The organism is Bradyrhizobium sp. 155, from assembly GCF_023101105.1.
GTDB lineage: Bacteria > Pseudomonadota > Alphaproteobacteria > Rhizobiales > Xanthobacteraceae > Bradyrhizobium > Bradyrhizobium canariense_D.
In genome coordinates this window covers 3663174-3678202 of the sequence record NZ_CP064704.1, presented here as the reverse complement: position 1 = coordinate 3678202, position 15029 = coordinate 3663174, and the positions used below count along the sequence as shown (strand labels likewise).

The window sequence follows — 15029 nt, the reverse complement described above, 5'->3', positions numbered from 1 at the left end:
CCCTCTACCGCGCGTCAGACCATCATCATGACGGGATTTTCGATCAGCTGCTTGAAGGCGCCGATCAGTTCCGCGCCGAGCGCGCCGTCGATGGCGCGGTGATCGCAGGACAGGGTCACGCTCATCATGTTCGCGATCTCGATCTTGCCGCCACGGACCACAGGCCGCTCCTCGCTGGTGCCGACTGCGAGGATGGTGGCATGCGGCGGATTGATCACGGCGGTGAAGTGGCTAATGCCGAACATGCCGAGATTCGAGACGGCCGTCGTGCCGCCCTGATATTCTTCGGGCTTCAGCTTGCGCGAGCGGGCGCGTGTCGCAAAATCCTTCATCTCGTTGGAGATGGTCGACAGCGTCTTGGTCTCCGCCTTGCGGATAATCGGCGTGATCAGGCCGCCGGGCATTGCCACCGCAACACCGACGTCCGAATGGTGGTGCTTGACCATGCCGGATTCGGTCCAGCTCACATTGCAATTCGGGATCTTCTGCAGCGCGACCGCCATCGCCTTGATGACGAAGTCGTTGACCGAGATCTTGTAGAGCGGCTTCTTCTCCTTGTCCTTGGGAGCAGCCGTATTGATCTCCTCGCGCGCGGCGAGCAGCTTGCCGATGTCGCAGTCGATCGTGAGATAGAAGTGCGGGACGTTCTGGATCGACGCGGTCAGACGCTGCGCAATCGTGCGGCGCATGCCGTCATGCGGGACGACCTCGTAGGAGCCGGGTTCGAACAGCGCCAGGATCTGCTTGTCCGACATGGTCGGCGCGGTCGAGGGTGCGCCTGACGGCGTCGCCGCGGGAGCCTTCAGGCCAATGCCGGACTTGGCCTGCTCGACGTCGCGTGCCACCACGCGGCCATGCGGGCCGGTGCCAGTCACCATCGCAACATCGACGCCGGCTTCCTTGGCGAGCCGGCGCGCCAGCGGCGAGGAGAACACGCGGCCGGCATGGCCGTTGCTCTGCGCAGCCGGTGCTGCGGCCTGCGGTGCAGGTGCTGCGGCGGGCACCGGCGCCGCTTTGGGCGCAGCAGGCGCAGGAGCCGATGCAGCAGCAGGGGCTTCAGCAGCTTTCGGAGGCGCGGCGGAGGCACTGGGCTTGGCGGCACCTGCCGCTTTCACGTCCTCGCCCTCGCCGGCCAGCACCGCGATCACGTCGTTGACAGGCACGTCCTGCGTGCCCTCTGGCACGAGAATCCTGGCGATCGTGCCCTCGTCGATGGCCTCGACCTCCATGGTCGCCTTGTCGGTCTCGATCTCGGCGATGATGTCGCCGGATTTGACCTTGTCGCCTTCCTTCTTCAGCCACTTGGCGAGGTTGCCCTTCTCCATCGTCGGCGAAAGAGCGGGCATCAGGATGTTGATGGGCATGCTGACCTCAAGAAGAACTTTGCAAAAATCCGTCTCCGGACCGAAGACGAACAGACCAGGTTAGTTGCCGATATCGCCCTGCCACAGGCGCTCATTGGCAGGGATGGAACGCCAATTCTTCATCATGGTGATGGAGCGGTCGTCGGCAAGGTCGATCCAGGAGATGCCGAACTTGTCGAGAATGTCCTTGGAGCCCTCGAAGGTGACGGACTCTCCAATCACCACGAGCTTCACCTTGAACAGTGCGAGCGCACCGGCACACATCGCGCATGGCGACAGCGTGGTGTACATGACGGTATCGTGGAACGAAATCGCACCCGCCTCGCGCAGGCAACTCATCTCGCCGTGCAGGATCGGGTTGTTTTCCTGCACGCGGTTGTTGTGGCCGCGGGCAATGACCTTGTTGTCGCGGGTCAGCACGGCGCCGATCGGCAGGCCGCCTTGCGCGATCGAGGCTTCCGCCTCGCGGATCGCCTCCAGCATGAAATCGAAATGATAGGCTTCGATCGCCACGGTCAGTGCCCCTTCCCGCGCGGCGTCGTGGTGCCGGTGTCGGTGGGACGCTCGATCTCGGCCTGGAACATCTCGATGATCCGGTTCAGCGCGTCCTCCTCGGTGTATTCGCTCTCGCGCGCATAGGCGCGCGCGGCGTGACGGGCGAGATCGACGAGCAGCAGGCCCCACATGTCGGGCTCGTCGAAGGCCCGCTGGAACGCCATCGACAGCCCGCCGTCCAGCACGAACACGCGCAGGATCTCGACCGCATCATCGCGGACGAGGACGTCGGGTGGCAATGGCTGCTCCTTCGGACCCGCCATGGTCTACCTGTAGCAGACGGCTTTGGCGGCCTCGACCACTTCGGCAGCCGAAGGCAGCGCGAGCTTTTCCAGGTTCGCGGCATACGGCATCGGCACGTCCTTGCCGGAGACCCGGGTTACAGGCGCATCCAGATAGTCGAAGGCATGCTCCATGATCCGCGCGGCGATCTCGGCGCCGACACCGCTCTGGGCCCAGCCCTCTTCCACCGTGACGGCACGTCCCGTCTTCTTGACGGAGTTGACGATGGTGTCGGTGTCCATCGGACGCAGCGTGCGCAGGTCGATCACTTCGGCCTCGATGCCGTCCTTGGCGAGTTCGTCGGCGGCCTTCAGCGCGTAGCTCATGCCGTTCGACCACGAGATGATCGTGACATGGCTGCCGGAGCGCACGATGCGCGCCTTGCCGATCGGAATCACGAAATCGTCGAGCTTCGGCACCTCGCCAGTGTGGCCGTAGAGCATTTCGTTCTCGAGGAAGATCACCGGATTGGGATCGCGGATCGCAGCCTTGAGCAGGCCCTTGTAATCAGCGGCCGAGAACGGCGCGACGACCTTGAGGCCGGGGACGTTCGAATACCAGGACGAATAATCCTGGCTGTGCTGGGCGGCCACGCGGGAAGCGGCGCCGTTGGGCCCGCGGAATACGATGGAGCAGCCCATCTGGCCGCCGGACATATAGAGCGTCTTGGCCGCGGAGTTGATGATCTGGTCGATCGCCTGCATAGCGAAGTTGAAGGTCATGAACTCGACAATCGGCTTCAACCCGGTCATCGCGGCGCCGACGCCGATGCCGGCAAAGCCGTGCTCCGTGATTGGCGTGTCGATGACGCGCTTGGCGCCGAATTCCTGAAGCAGCCCTTGCGTCACCTTGTAGGCGCCTTGGTATTCGGCAACCTCTTCGCCCATCACGAAGACGTCGGCGTCGCGGCGCATCTCCTCGGCCATAGCATCGCGCAGGGCTTCGCGGATGGTCTGCGTCACCATCTCGGTGCCGGCGGGCACTTCCGGGTCGGGTTCTGCGACGGCCTGCGGCGCCGGCGCAGCCTTGGGAGCTGGAGCCTCGGTCTTCGCGGCGGCAGGGGCTACGGATTCGGCAGCCTTCTGCTGCTGGGCAGGCGCGGGCGCCTTGGCGAGATCGGCGGCACTTTCGCCATCGGCCAGAATTGTCGCGATCGGTGTGTTCACGGCCACGTCGGCGGTGCCCTCGGGGATCAGGATCTTGCCGAGCGTACCTTCATCGGTCGCCTCGACCTCCATGGTCGCCTTGTCGGTCTCGATCTCGGCGATGACGTCGCCGGACTTGATCGTCTCACCCTCTTTTTTCAGCCATTTGGAGAGGTTGCCCTTCTCCATCGTGGGCGACAACGCGGGCATCAGCACTTGAATTGGCATATCGGCTCCAAAAGAAAGCTTGCGCGCGTTCAGCGGTAAATATCGGTCCAGAGCTCGGCGGCATCCGGCTCGGGATCATGCTGGGCGAAATCGGCGGACGCGTTGACGATGTCGCGCACCTCGGCGTCGATCGCCTTCAGATCCTGCTCGCTGACCTTGGCGGCCAACAGGCGGTTGCGCACCTGCTCGATCGGATCCTGGTCGTGGCGGACTTTTTCGACCTCCTCGCGCGTTCTGTACTTTGCGGGATCGGACATCGAGTGGCCGCGATAACGGTAGGTCTGCATCTCCAGGATGAAGGGTCCCTTGCCGGCGCGGCACCAGGCCGTCGCCTCGTCGCCGGCGGCCTTCACGGCGCGGACGTCCATGCCGTCGACCTGCTGGCCGGGAATGTTGAAGGAGGCGCCGCGCTTGGAGAAATCCTGCTGCGCCGAGGCGCGCGAGACCGAAGTGCCCATGGCGTAGCGGTTGTTCTCGATGACGTAGATCACCGGCAGCTTCCAGAGCTCCGCCATGTTGAAGCTCTCATAGACCTGGCCCTGGTTGGCCGCGCCGTCGCCGAAATAGGTGACGCTGACATTGTCGTTGTCGCGATAGTGATTGGCGAAAGCGAGCCCGGTGCCGAGCGAGACCTGTGCGCCGACGATGCCGTGGCCGCCGTAAAAGTGCTTCTCCTTGCTGAACATATGCATGGAGCCGCCCTTGCCCTTGGAATAGCCGCCGCGACGGCCGGTGAGCTCGGCCATGACGCCTTTGGCCTCCATGCCGGTGGCGAGCATATGGCCGTGATCGCGATAGCCGGTGATGACCTGATCGCCCGGCTTCAGGGCCATCTGCATCCCGACCACCACGGCCTCCTGGCCGATATAAAGGTGGCAGAAGCCGCCGATCGCGCCCATGCCGTAGAGCTGGCCGGCCTTTTCCTCGAACCGCCGGATCAGGAGCATGTCGCGGAGCGCCTTGAGCTCCTGCTCTCTGGTGAATTCCGGGGGCGAACCGCCGTCGGTCTTGTCCTGTGCAGTACTTGCGGCGGCTTTCTTGGGTGCGGCCATGGGAATTCCGGGTCAGAGAAAACTTCAGCCCTGTCTAACCCAAGTCAAACGCCCTTGGAAAGCACCGCGGCGGCATGGCACGCCTTTCATTATGCCGCACTGCAACGCGATCGTAATATTGCAAAATCTTTGACGCGGATCGGGCAACATTTAGCTCCCCGACTCCCACATCGTGTGTGGAATACCGATCGCAGATCCGCTCACGTCAGCCGCAGGAAGCAACGGGCTGCTTGCATATCGCAATCGCGCTGGCTCGATGGAGTCAGCGGCAGACCGCAAACCCCGCAAATGGCGCTTGTGCCGCTCGCGTGTCAGTTCGCCGGGATCGTCCGGACGAGATCGCGCGGATTGACGTAGTCGAGCTGGAAGCGCGCCCGCTCGTCCAGCATGTCGGGGTCGATCTTCGCGGAGCGCAGCAGCGAAACGCGCTGCTCGCTCCTGGCGCGCTCGCGCTTGAGCTGCGCGAGTTCGCTGGTCAGCGCCACGATCTCCTGGTCGAGCTCCTGGCGGGCGTTGAGGCCGTATTTGCCGGTATAGGCGTTGACGCCGAAATAGCCGACGATGGCGGCCGCCATCGCATAGAGGGCAAGACCGGTCAGGATCGATTTCAGGCGCGCGCGGGAGACCATCCTGGGAAGATGGGACAGGTTGGTTAAGGGCGTGCTAATTGCCCGCCCGCTTGGCGTTCCAATGCCTGGCTCAGCCGTCATGCCCGGCCTTGTGTCGGGCATCCACGTTCTTCGTCAATTTGGCAAAGACGTGGATGGCCGGGACATCTAGCGCGAAGACGCGCTTCGCGCTTTTGCCCGGCCATGACGGAGACCCGGGGTTCGCGGCCTCAGCCGTGATGCTTCGCGACGTGCACCGCAAACGCGTCGATATAGGCCTGGAGCACCGGCTTCAGGGACTCCTTGGTCAGGTTGCCGTCGGCATCGAACGCGTCGCCCACCCCGTTCAGATAGGCCTCCGGCTGCTGCATGATCGGGCCGGAAATGCCCGGCAGGATGTTCTGGAGCGTCTTGGCGGCACTGACGCCGCCGAGCGGGCCCGGCGAGTTCGCGATGATGCCGACCGGCCTATCGTTGAACGAGCTCTTGCCATAGGGCCGCGAGGCGACGTCGATGGCGTTCTTCAGCACCCCCGGGATCGCGCGATTGTATTCCGGCGTGACGAAGATGACGCCGTCCGATTTCTGGATTTTTTCGCGGAAAGACAGCCAATCCGCCGGCGGCGCTCCCTCGAGGTCCTGGTTGAAGAACGAGATGCCGGCCGGCGTGATGACCTCGAGCTTGAGCGAGGCCGGCGCGAGCTTGGCGAGCGCATTGGCGATCTTGAGCGAAAAGCTGTCCTTACGCAGGCTGCCGGCGATCGTGGCGATATTGTAGGCCATGGAGTGTCCTCGAAATCTTCAGCGGGAGTGCCGGGTCGGCACTTAAGCGATCTCGACCGATAGATGCAAGTGCATGGACCGGTCGGATTTGGAAACGCTGGGTTTCTGAACGGTTGCCCAAACAATCAGGCCGCCAAGTGGCGGCCCGATCCCTGGTACAAATCTGCAAATCGGCTCAGATCGTCGGATTCCACGCCGACGGGATCAGGCGATATTTGGCGCCGTCCTTCTCGACATGGCCGACCGAGGGGAAGGTGAAGTGGAAGCCGATCACGGTCGCCTTCTCGGCCGCCGCCATGTCGTAGAATTTGTGGCGGGTTTCCTGCGCCAGCGCTGCATCGGTGTCGAACACCACATGCCAGTCCGGATTGCGCAGGAAGAACTCCGGGATGTTGGTGACGTCGGACTGGATCAGCACCTTGGCATCGCCAGAGGCGACCGCGAACGAGGTGTGCCCCGGGGTGTGACCGGGCGTCGCGATCGAGGTGATGCCCGGTGCGACCTCCTTGCCCCACTCGTACTTCGTCACCTTGGATTCGAGGCCGGCAAAGGTCTTCTTCACGTTGGCGAAGTAGGTCTTCATCATCGCGTTGGACTCGGCCTTGGCGGCGTTGTCCTCGCTGGTCCAGAACTCCCAGTCCTTGCCTGGCACCATGATCTCCGCATTGGGGAAGGCAAGCGCGCCGTCGGCGAGACGAATGCCGTTGGTGTGGTCGGGATGCAGATGCGAGAGCAGCACGACGTCGATGCTCTTGGGGTCGACGCCGGCGGCCTGGAGGTTCTGCAGCGTGCGGCCGACCGCGCCCTTGCTGGGCTCGAGATTGGCGACACCGTTGCCGGTATCGATCAGCACGAGCTTGGAGCCGGTGTTGATGAGCTGCGGGTTGAACGGCACCGTGACCATGCCCTTCGGCATGTAGGCCGCCTCGCCAGCGGCCAGCGCTTCCTCCTTCGGCGCGTTGACGACGAACTTGTCCGGCATCGGGAAAGTGCGCGCACCGTCATTGATGGAGGTGCACTCGTAGCTGCCGACCTTGTAGCGGTAGAAGCCCGGCGCCTGCGTGCCGGCTTGCGGTACTGAGGCATTGGCGACGGTCGGCCCAAAGCCGGTCACGGCAGCCGCACCGAAGGTGGCGGCGCCTGCAAGCAAATGGCGGCGATTAAGATCGGTCATGAGGTCCCCTTCTGAGCGCCCCGCGGTTTTCCCGCGTGCAAATGGCGGCGGAATAATCCCCGGCTTCGCTCAGAAGGCAAGACCTTCTTTCGGTGACGTGCCGTCGCACGTCCCGATTATTTGTTCGGGTTGATGAGGAATTTTTCGCCAGTGGCGCGTTTGGCGTACACCGCGATGTTGGCGGGATCGAGCGCCTCGGAAAGCGACACCACCTTGGTGTAGTGGCTGGCAAACGTGGTCTTCAGTTCGTCGACGACGCGCTGGCGCAGCCTGGCCCCGTCCGCCTGCCCGATCTTCATCAGGAACGGAAACAGCAGCCAGCCGCCGACGCCCCAGGCCATGCCGAAGCCGCGCGGCAGCTCAATCGGGCGGACATCGAGCGCGCCATAGACATAGACCTGCTTGTGCACGTTGGAGCCGTAGCGGCTGTATTCCTTCGCGGTCTTGTTGATCGCGACTTCCATGCAGTTGAGGATGTCGCCGGCGAGCTTCCCGCCGCCGATGGCGTCGAAGGCGATGGTAGCGCCGGTCTCGACCAGCGCATTGGTGAGATCGCCGAGGAAGCTCGGTGCGGTGGAATCGACGACATATTTGGCGCCGATCTTGTGCAGGATGTCGGCCTGCTCCTTGCTGCGCACAATGTTGACCAGCGGGATGCCGTCCTTGATGCAGATCTTGTTCAGCATCTGCCCGAGATTGGATGCGGCCGCAGTGTGCACCAGCGCCTTGTGACCCTCGCGCCGCATGGTCTCGGTCATGCCGAGCGCGGTCAGCGGATTGACGAAGCAGGAGGCTCCTTCGGCCGGCGTGGTGCCTTCCGGCAGCGGCAGGCACTCGCGCACTTTCAACGTGCGATACTGCGTGTACATCGCGCCGCCGATCATGGCGACGGTCTTGCCCATCAGCGCCTTCGCGGCATCCGAGGAGCCGGTCCTGATCACGACTCCCGCGCCTTCGTTACCGACCGGCATGGATTCGTCGAGCCGGCCTGCCATCGCCCGCATCGCGCCTTCCGGCACTTTCGCGGTGATGACGGGAGCTTCTTTGGTGCCCGAAGCCTTTGCCGTGCTCATGTCGGCCGCGCCGATCAAGAGCCCGAGGTCGGACGGGTTGATCGGCGCGGCCTCGACGCGGACGACAACCTCGTCCGCGGCGGGTTCGGGGGTCGGCACGTCGAGCAGCGAGATTTCGAGCTCACCGCTCTTCTTGATCAGCGAACGCAGTTGCAGGCCGTTCTTGCCGTCGCTCATGTCGATCCTCCCCTGTTCTTGTCCGACCGCTGGCTTATGCCAGCGCCTTCAGTGCCGCCTTGCCGCCGTAGAGCGCCTGCTTGCCGAGCTGCTGCTCGATGCGCAGGAGCTGGTTGTATTTGGCGGTGCGATCGGAGCGCGCAAGGGAGCCGGTCTTGATCTGACCGCAATTGGTGGCGACCGCGAGGTCGGCGATGGTAGAATCCTCGGTCTCGCCGGAGCGGTGCGACATCACCGAGGTGTAGCCGGCCTTGTGCGCCATCTCGACGGCGGCGAGCGTCTCGGTCAGCGTGCCGATCTGGTTGACCTTGATCAGGATCGAATTGGCCCGTCCGGCCTTGATGCCTTCGGCGAGGCGCTTGACGTTGGTGACGAAGAGATCGTCACCGACGAGCTGGCACTTCTTGCCGACGAGGTCGGTCAGCTCCTTCCAGCCGTCCATGTCGTCTTCCGACATGCCGTCCTCGATGGTCACGATCGGATAGCGCGAGACGAGATCAGCAAGGTACTTGGCCTGCTCGGAGATCGAGCGGGTCTTGCCCTCGCCCTCGTAGACGTATTTGCCGTCCTTGAAGAACTCGGTCGAGGCGCAGTCGAGGCCAATGACGATGTCGGAGCCCGCCTTGTAGCCGGCCTTGCCGATCGCGTTCATGACGAATTCGAGCGCGGCGTCCGCCGACGGCAGGTTCGGGGCAAAGCCGCCCTCATCGCCGACATTGGTGTTGTGACCGGCCTTCTTCAATTCGGACTTCAGGGTGTGGAAGACCTCCGCGCCATAGCGCAAGCCCTCGGCAAAGGAGGACGCGCCAACCGGTAGGATCATGAACTCCTGGAAGTCGATCGGATTGTCGGCGTGCATGCCGCCATTGATGATGTTCATCATCGGCACCGGCAGCAGCCGCGCCGAGGTACCGCCAACGTAACGATAGAGCGGCATGTCGAGCGAGTTCGCGGCCGCCTTGGCGCAGGCGAGCGACACGCCGAGGATGGCGTTGGCGCCCAGCCGGCTCTTGTTCGGCGTACCGTCGAGGTCGATCATGATCTGGTCGAGCTGGGCCTGCTGCTCGACATCGAGGCCGCTCAGGGCCTCGAAGATTTCGCCGTTGACGGCGCCGACCGCCTTGGTGACGCCCTTGCCGAGATAGCGAGTCTTGTCACCGTCGCGTAGTTCCACCGCCTCATGGGCGCCGGTGGAGGCGCCGGACGGCACGGCAGCACGGCCAAGCGCGCCATCTTCCAGCACGACGTCGACCTCGACGGTGGGATTGCCACGGCTATCGAGAATTTCGCGGCCGATGATGTCGATGATGGCGGTCATGATGTGCACTTCCGTTCGTTAGAGCTGATCGGTGCCGCGGGTCTTACACGGACCGCAAGCAAATGTGAACGCTTGGAGGGTGGGCTTCGACTGACGCGTGAAGCGGCTCGGACTAAGGTTGACCGCATCTGGTCTGCGCGCAAAACCTCAATCTGAAACAGTCGGGGTAACGCCATGAATCGCCGCCAGTTTCTTGCCTCGAGCATCGCCCTCCTCGCGACCCGCCCGAGTTTTGCGCAGGAAGGCCCGTTCCGGACAAAATACTACCCCATTAGCTCCGGCATCGGTCTGCACGACCTCGCTCCCGCTCCCGATGGCACGGTCTGGTTTACGGCCCAGGGCAAGGGCCTGCTCGGCAGGCTCGATCCGAAGGATGGCAGCCATAAGACGGTCAGCCTCGGCCAGGGCGCCGCCCCGCACGGCGTGACCATCGGCCCCGACGGCGGGCCCTGGATCACCGAGGGCGGCCAGAATGCGATCGCCCGCGTCGATCCTTCCGACCTCAAGGTCACCCTGTTCCGCCTGCCCGAGAAGTTCGCCTACGCCAATCTCAACACCGGCGTGTTCGACAAGGACGGCACCTATTGGTTCACCGGCCAGTCCGGCTATTACGGCCGCCTCAAGCCGAACGCGGGCGGGATGGACGTGTTCAGGGCGCCCAAGGGCGTCGGCCCCTACGGAATCACCGTCACGCCCAAGGGCGACGTCTGGTATGCCTCGCTTGCCGGCAGCTATATTGCCAGGATCGATCCGGCGACGGGCAGCGCCAGTGTGGTCGAGCCGCCGACGCCGAGCCAGGGTTCGCGACGGGTCTGGTCGGATTCGAAAAGCCGGATCTGGGTCAGCGAGTGGAACAGTGGCCACGTCTCGGTGCACGATCCCGCGGAAGACTCTTGGAATACCTGGAAGCTGCCCGGCGAGCGTCCCCGCACCTACGCGGTCTATGTCGATGACAAGGACAAAGTCTGGCTGACCGATTTCTCCGCCAACGCCATCGTCCGCTTCGATCCCGCCACCGAGCGCTTTAACGTGTTCGCCAGCGACAAGGCTAACGCCAATGTGCGCCAGCTCGACGGGAGGCCGGGCGAGCTCTGGGGCTGCGAATCCGGCAACGACCGGATCGTCATGATCCAGACGGTCGCCGCCGGTTGACGACAGCGGCATTTGCGTCCATCCCGGCACGCGGAACAGGATGTGACGACAATGGCGAAGAAATCCCTTCAGCTGGGCCGCGCGGTCGAATGGCCGCACACACCGGAAGAAGCGCAGCTCGACCGCGTGCCGAACCCGCAAAAGGGCACGGACTATCTGGTACGCTTCACCGTGCCGGAATTCACCTCGCTCTGCCCGGTCACGGGACAACCGGATTTCGCACATCTGATGATCGACTACGCCCCCGGCCAATGGTTGCTGGAATCGAAGTCGCTCAAGCTCTACATCGCCAGCTTCCGCAATCACGGCGCCTTCCACGAGGACTGCACCGTGATGATCGGCAAGCGCATCGCGAGCGAGATCAAGCCGAAGTTCCTGCGCATCGGGGGCTATTGGTATCCGCGCGGCGGCATTCCAATCGACGTGTTCTGGCAGACGGGCCGCGCGCCGAAGGGATTGTGGGTGCCCGAGCAGGGCGTCGCGCCCTATCGCGGCCGGGGCTGAGCTTGAAGAGACCGTTTCTGACTCACCGCGTTCGGTCTCGACCGCGAAGATTTGCTCGCTCGGGGGACGAGGTATAGCGGCTAACAACCATGCCGCTCGAATAAGCCTTTGCCTCGAGTAATTTTAGCTTCCTGAACCCCGACGCCGCGAAGATCCTGACGCCGTCACCCAATACCGCCGGGTTGACGTAGAATTGAAACTCGTCAACGAGACCTTGTTCGATCAGCGCCGCGGCAAACCCCGCGCCACCGAACACGCCAATGTCGCGCCCTCGTTGGCTCTTTAAGGCGCCGACCACCTCGTGCAAATCTCCGCTGACAAGCGTGGTTCGTTCCCACGCCGGCTCCGTTGGCTTATTCGTCGGAACCATTTTGCTCATTTCTGTGATACGCTTAGCGAACGCGTAGAATGGCTCAGTTGGGTAGCGGTTCGCTGCGTTCTCCCAATGCCGTAGATACCCTTGATTCAGCATCTTCCGACTGAGAAGAATCGTGTCGATGCGCTCGAAGTGTGCATTGAAATCGCGCTTCAGTTCATCATCCCAAAAGTTGTTGTCACCCCAACCCCATAGCTGCCAATTTACCGTTCCGTAGGAGCCGACAAAGCCATCGGCTGACACCTGCATCTGAAGGATAAGTTTTCGCATCGGTCTATTCTCTCGAATCATGCAAGGATCGAAGCTGCGAACGATTCAGCAGCCCATTGTTTGAAGGTCGTTCGAGTTGTGTTTTCTGAAGCTGGCGTGTCGAGTGCCCATCGCTCTTGGCGATTGAAGCTCGCTGGGGTTTCGATCAACGCTTCCGTGAAGCTGGCTGATATCCCGTTTGCGATCATGCTGCTGCGGGCGTCATCGAGCGGGACAGATCGATAAGTCACGTCTTTGCGCAGTTTCCTGCCCGGGAGCTCTGTCACCTTCTGAAATATGTAAAAGCCGCCGCTTGCAACCTGATGGATATCTGCGGGCATTTTCCACCACTCCTCCAGCATTGAGACTTTATGATTGGTTTACATTTGGAAGCATTGACGTCAGCCTCGAATGATGTCAATAGTAAATCGATTTACAAAGAGAACTACGGATGTCGGGAAGACAGCGATCAGGTTGCCCAATCAGTCTGTCGCTGGAGTTGCTCGGCGATCGCTGGACGCTGCTGATTGTGCGTGACATCGTTTTCGCGGGGAAACAGCACTTCCGGGAATTTCTGCAGTCCGATGAATCGATATCATCGCGGACGCTTGCGGAGCGGCTTCAAACGCTGCAAGAAGGCGGCGTGCTTACCCGTCATGACGACCCCACGCATAAACTGAAGGCGATTTATCGCCTTACGGAGGCGGGCATTGATCTGCTGCCTGTCCTCGCCGAGCTTGGCTTATGGGGCAGCAAATATCGTAATGCTGATCCGGATCTTGGTGCGATTGCCGAGAGACTATCGGCGGGGGGCCCCAAGATGCTTTCCCAGATGAAGCATAAACTGAGGAAAGGAGGTTCTAAATGACGATACGCCGCGTCAGGCGCTAGACATCTTTTAGGCGACTGCATCCGATGGCGCCCGCTGTTTCAACAGCCGCGCACAGGCGAAGCCCAGCGCGACCATGATCGCGGCGCTCGCGAACAGGGTCGGCATCTTGCCGCCATGCTGGAGGCCAAGTCCATAGGCGAGCGGCCCCACCGTCTGCCCCATGAAGAAGAAGAACGAATGCAGCGACAACGCGGTTGCGCGCGCCTCGACCGAGAGTTCGCTGGCAAACATCTGAAGGCAGCCATGGGCGATGTAGAAGCCCCATCCCATCACGATGAGATTGAACGCCTGCACTTCCCAGCGCAGGCCGAAGCCGACGGCAACGAGCTGCGAAGCCACCAGCGTCATGCCCGCGATCATCATTCCCTTCATGCCCAGCCATGGCAGCAGGCGCGACACCGTCAGCGTGTAGAACAAGCCGCCGACCGCAAAGCCCGCGATGACGATGCCCGCGATCGAGAGCGAGGTCTGACCGAGCTCGAACAGGAACGAAGCGATGTAGGGAAACAGGCCGAGCACGCAGCAGCCTTCGATGAACACCGCCGCATAACAGACATAGGCGTTCGGGTTGGTGAAGATGGTGCGATAGCCCGCCTTCAGCGCCGACAGGCTCGTCTTCGGCGGATGCTTGACCTTGGCGCCACGAAAACCGGCGGCGACCGCGATCGAGGCAACGATCACCAGCGCGCCGAGCACCGCCAGCACGCCGCGCCAGCCGAGGAAATCGCCGATCAGGCCGGAGGCCGAGGCGCCGAGGAGATTGCCCGCCATCGCGCCGGCGAGCGTGCGGCTGATCGCGACCTGGCGCTTCTCCGGACCGACGAGATCGCTGGTCAGGCTGAGCGCCACCGGAAACACGCCGCCGGAGCCGATACCGGCGAGGATACGGGTCGCGAACAGAACCGAGAATGAGCTCGAGAGCGCCCCCAGGATGTTGGCAAGGCCGAGCAGCGCGAGGCAGCCGATCATCAGCCGCGTCTTGCCGAACAGATCGGCGGCGGCGCCGACGATCGGCTGGATGATCGAGAAGGTGAAGGCGAACACCGCGGCAAAACCGGCAGCGGTCGCGATGCTGACGCCAAAGTCCTCCGCGACGTGCGGCAGCACCGGATCGAGCGCGCGCGCGGAGAGCGCCGCGGCGAAGCTTGCACCGGAGATGACGTAAAGCGCGGCCGGCAGGCCGTGATCGTGCGCCCGCGCCTCGCCTTGCTGCATCAGCGCGGGTCGGCTTTGGTCGAATCCTTGGCGAGCGCGTCGAACGCCATCAGCCTTCGGATCAGCCCTTCGAACTCGCGCAGCGGCACCATGTTGGGTCCGTCGGACGGCGCGCTGTCAGGATCGGGATGGGTCTCGATGAAGATACCGGCAACACCGACGGCGACGGCTGCGCGTGCGAGCACCGGCACGAATTCGCGCTCGCCTCCGGAAGACGTCCCCTTCCCGCCCGGCTGTTGCACCGAATGAGTCGCGTCGAAGATCACGGGGGCGCCGGTGGTGCGCGCCAGGATCGGCAGCGCGCGCATGTCGGAGACCAGGGTGTTGTAGCCGAAGGACGCGCCGCGTTCGGTGACGAGCACGTTGGGATTGTTCGCGCTCGTGATCTTGGACACGACGTTGGCCATGTCCCAGGGCGCAAGAAACTGACCCTTCTTGACGTTGACGACCTTGCCGGTTGCGGCCGCCGCCAGCAGCAGATCGGTCTGGCGACATAGGAAGGCGGGAATCTGCAACACGTCCACCGCCTGCGCCACCTCGGCACACTGCCCGGCGTCATGCACGTCGGTCAGGACCGGCAGGCCGAGCGACGATCGGATTTCGGCGAAGATCGGCAGCGATTGTGCAAGTCCGAGGCCACGCGCGGCCGACGCGCTGGTGCGATTGGCCTTGTCGAATGAGGTCTTGTAGACGAGGCCGATCTGCAGCCGCGCGGCGATCTCCTTCAGCGCGGAGGCCACCTCCAGCGCATGCTGGCGGCTTTCGAGCTGACACGGCCCGGCAATGATCGAGATCGGCAGATCATTGCCGAATTTGACCTTGCCAATGGTGACGACCGGCGCCGCTGACGTCGAAGAGCTCAAGGCAAATCCCTCGTTCCGGC

17 protein-coding genes are annotated in these 15029 nt (G+C 63.1%); 3 read left to right on the top strand and 14 right to left on the bottom strand.

The genetic code is table 11. The features are described 5' to 3' along the window. Positions 1-14 precede the first annotated feature (14 nt). The 10 genes from IVA93_RS17920 to eno form a co-directional block, all read right to left on the bottom strand. Positions 15-1364, bottom strand: a complete 1350-nt coding sequence (locus IVA93_RS17920; protein ID WP_018458057.1) for a pyruvate dehydrogenase complex dihydrolipoamide acetyltransferase — start codon at positions 1362-1364, stop codon at positions 15-17. Positions 1365-1424: 60 nt separating this feature from the next. After that, on the bottom strand, positions 1425-1877 hold the full coding sequence (locus IVA93_RS17915) for a nucleoside deaminase (protein ID WP_018458058.1): 453 nt from the start codon (positions 1875-1877) through the stop codon (positions 1425-1427). A gap of 2 nt (positions 1878-1879) precedes the next feature. After that, entirely contained in the window at positions 1880-2182 is a 303-nt protein-coding gene (locus tag IVA93_RS17910) for a DUF5076 domain-containing protein (RefSeq protein WP_007590623.1), read from the bottom strand. A gap of 3 nt (positions 2183-2185) precedes the next feature. After that, on the bottom strand, positions 2186-3574 hold the full coding sequence (locus IVA93_RS17905; protein WP_026233491.1) for a pyruvate dehydrogenase complex E1 component subunit beta: 1389 nt from the start codon (positions 3572-3574) through the stop codon (positions 2186-2188). Between the two features lie 29 nt (positions 3575-3603). Beyond that, positions 3604-4626, bottom strand: a complete 1023-nt coding sequence (gene pdhA, locus IVA93_RS17900) for a pyruvate dehydrogenase (acetyl-transferring) E1 component subunit alpha (protein ID WP_085395047.1) — start codon at positions 4624-4626, stop codon at positions 3604-3606. 311 nt (positions 4627-4937) lie between these two features. Beyond that, positions 4938-5255, bottom strand: a complete 318-nt coding sequence (locus tag IVA93_RS17895; RefSeq protein ID WP_007590617.1) for an FtsB family cell division protein — start codon at positions 5253-5255, stop codon at positions 4938-4940. A gap of 209 nt (positions 5256-5464) precedes the next feature. Continuing rightward, complete coding sequence (locus IVA93_RS17890; RefSeq protein ID WP_247789894.1) at positions 5465-6016, bottom strand: NADPH-dependent FMN reductase; 552 nt, start codon at positions 6014-6016, stop codon at positions 5465-5467. 175 nt (positions 6017-6191) lie between these two features. Continuing rightward, entirely contained in the window at positions 6192-7190 is a 999-nt protein-coding gene (locus IVA93_RS17885) for an MBL fold metallo-hydrolase (RefSeq protein ID WP_018458062.1), read from the bottom strand. A 116-nt stretch (positions 7191-7306) separates the two neighbouring features. Then, positions 7307-8440, bottom strand: a complete 1134-nt coding sequence (locus IVA93_RS17880) for a zinc-binding dehydrogenase (RefSeq protein WP_018458063.1) — start codon at positions 8438-8440, stop codon at positions 7307-7309. 34 nt (positions 8441-8474) lie between these two features. Further along, positions 8475-9758, bottom strand: a complete 1284-nt coding sequence (gene eno / locus IVA93_RS17875; RefSeq protein WP_018458064.1) for a phosphopyruvate hydratase — start codon at positions 9756-9758, stop codon at positions 8475-8477. Positions 9759-9932: 174 nt separating this feature from the next. Here eno and IVA93_RS17870 point away from each other — a divergent pair, with 174 nt between their 5' ends. Both IVA93_RS17870 and queF read left to right on the top strand, forming a co-directional pair. Beyond that, complete coding sequence (locus IVA93_RS17870) at positions 9933-10910, top strand: Vgb family protein (protein ID WP_247370295.1); 978 nt, start codon at positions 9933-9935, stop codon at positions 10908-10910. 51 nt (positions 10911-10961) lie between these two features. Then, entirely contained in the window at positions 10962-11414 is a 453-nt protein-coding gene (gene queF, locus IVA93_RS17865) for a preQ(1) synthase (RefSeq protein ID WP_018458066.1), read from the top strand. A gap of 22 nt (positions 11415-11436) precedes the next feature. On the opposite strand, the gene IVA93_RS17860 is transcribed toward queF, so the two are convergent. Together IVA93_RS17860 and IVA93_RS17855 are read right to left on the bottom strand one after the other, a co-directional pair. After that, positions 11437-12060 (bottom strand): dihydrofolate reductase family protein, encoded by a 624-nt coding sequence (locus IVA93_RS17860; protein WP_018458067.1) that lies wholly within the window; start codon positions 12058-12060, stop codon positions 11437-11439. 17 nt (positions 12061-12077) lie between these two features. Beyond that, positions 12078-12380 carry a hypothetical protein gene (locus IVA93_RS17855; RefSeq protein WP_143273393.1) on the bottom strand — a complete coding sequence of 101 codons (303 nt, stop codon included), beginning with the start codon at positions 12378-12380 and terminating at the stop codon, positions 12078-12080. Positions 12381-12490: 110 nt separating this feature from the next. Here IVA93_RS17855 and IVA93_RS17850 point away from each other — a divergent pair, with 110 nt between their 5' ends. Next, on the top strand, positions 12491-12907 hold the full coding sequence (locus tag IVA93_RS17850) for a winged helix-turn-helix transcriptional regulator (protein WP_026233493.1): 417 nt from the start codon (positions 12491-12493) through the stop codon (positions 12905-12907). A gap of 30 nt (positions 12908-12937) precedes the next feature. Here the strand turns inward: IVA93_RS17850 and IVA93_RS17845 are convergent, their stop codons facing one another. Together IVA93_RS17845 and kdsA are read right to left on the bottom strand one after the other, a co-directional pair. After that, positions 12938-14146 (bottom strand): MFS transporter, encoded by a 1209-nt coding sequence (locus IVA93_RS17845; protein WP_018458070.1) that lies wholly within the window; start codon positions 14144-14146, stop codon positions 12938-12940. Then, the gene (gene kdsA, locus IVA93_RS17840) at positions 14146-15009 is read right to left on the bottom strand and encodes a 3-deoxy-8-phosphooctulonate synthase (protein WP_018458071.1); all 864 of its coding nucleotides are present in this window, start codon (positions 15007-15009) and stop codon (positions 14146-14148) included. The genes IVA93_RS17845 and kdsA overlap by 1 nt, the downstream gene beginning before the upstream one ends. Positions 15010-15029: the final 20 nt, after the last annotated feature.

Bases quoted from the DNA above. Each gene is read 5' to 3' on its own strand.
- IVA93_RS17920 (WP_018458057.1), bottom strand. From the start codon at position 1,364: ATGCCCATCAACATCCTGATGCCCGCTCTTTCGCCGACGATGGAGAAG.
- IVA93_RS17910 (WP_007590623.1), bottom strand. From the start codon at position 2,182: ATGGCGGGTCCGAAGGAGCAGCCATTGCCACCCGACGTCCTCGTCCGC.
- IVA93_RS17905 (WP_026233491.1), bottom strand. From the start codon at position 3,574: ATGCCAATTCAAGTGCTGATGCCCGCGTTGTCGCCCACGATGGAGAAG.
- pdhA (WP_085395047.1), bottom strand. From the start codon at position 4,626: ATGGCCGCACCCAAGAAAGCCGCCGCAAGTACTGCACAGGACAAGACC.
- IVA93_RS17895 (WP_007590617.1), bottom strand. From the start codon at position 5,255: ATGGTCTCCCGCGCGCGCCTGAAATCGATCCTGACCGGTCTTGCCCTC.
- IVA93_RS17890 (WP_247789894.1), bottom strand. From the start codon at position 6,016: ATGGCCTACAATATCGCCACGATCGCCGGCAGCCTGCGTAAGGACAGC.
- IVA93_RS17885 (WP_018458062.1), bottom strand. From the start codon at position 7,190: ATGACCGATCTTAATCGCCGCCATTTGCTTGCAGGCGCCGCCACCTTC.
- IVA93_RS17880 (WP_018458063.1), bottom strand. From the start codon at position 8,440: ATGAGCGACGGCAAGAACGGCCTGCAACTGCGTTCGCTGATCAAGAAG.
- eno (WP_018458064.1), bottom strand. From the start codon at position 9,758: ATGACCGCCATCATCGACATCATCGGCCGCGAAATTCTCGATAGCCGT.
- IVA93_RS17870 (WP_247370295.1), top strand. From the start codon at position 9,933: ATGAATCGCCGCCAGTTTCTTGCCTCGAGCATCGCCCTCCTCGCGACC.
- queF (WP_018458066.1), top strand. From the start codon at position 10,962: ATGGCGAAGAAATCCCTTCAGCTGGGCCGCGCGGTCGAATGGCCGCAC.
- IVA93_RS17860 (WP_018458067.1), bottom strand. From the start codon at position 12,060: ATGCGAAAACTTATCCTTCAGATGCAGGTGTCAGCCGATGGCTTTGTC.
- IVA93_RS17855 (WP_143273393.1), bottom strand. From the start codon at position 12,380: ATGCCCGCAGATATCCATCAGGTTGCAAGCGGCGGCTTTTACATATTT.
- IVA93_RS17850 (WP_026233493.1), top strand. From the start codon at position 12,491: ATGTCGGGAAGACAGCGATCAGGTTGCCCAATCAGTCTGTCGCTGGAG.
- IVA93_RS17845 (WP_018458070.1), bottom strand. From the start codon at position 14,146: ATGCAGCAAGGCGAGGCGCGGGCGCACGATCACGGCCTGCCGGCCGCG.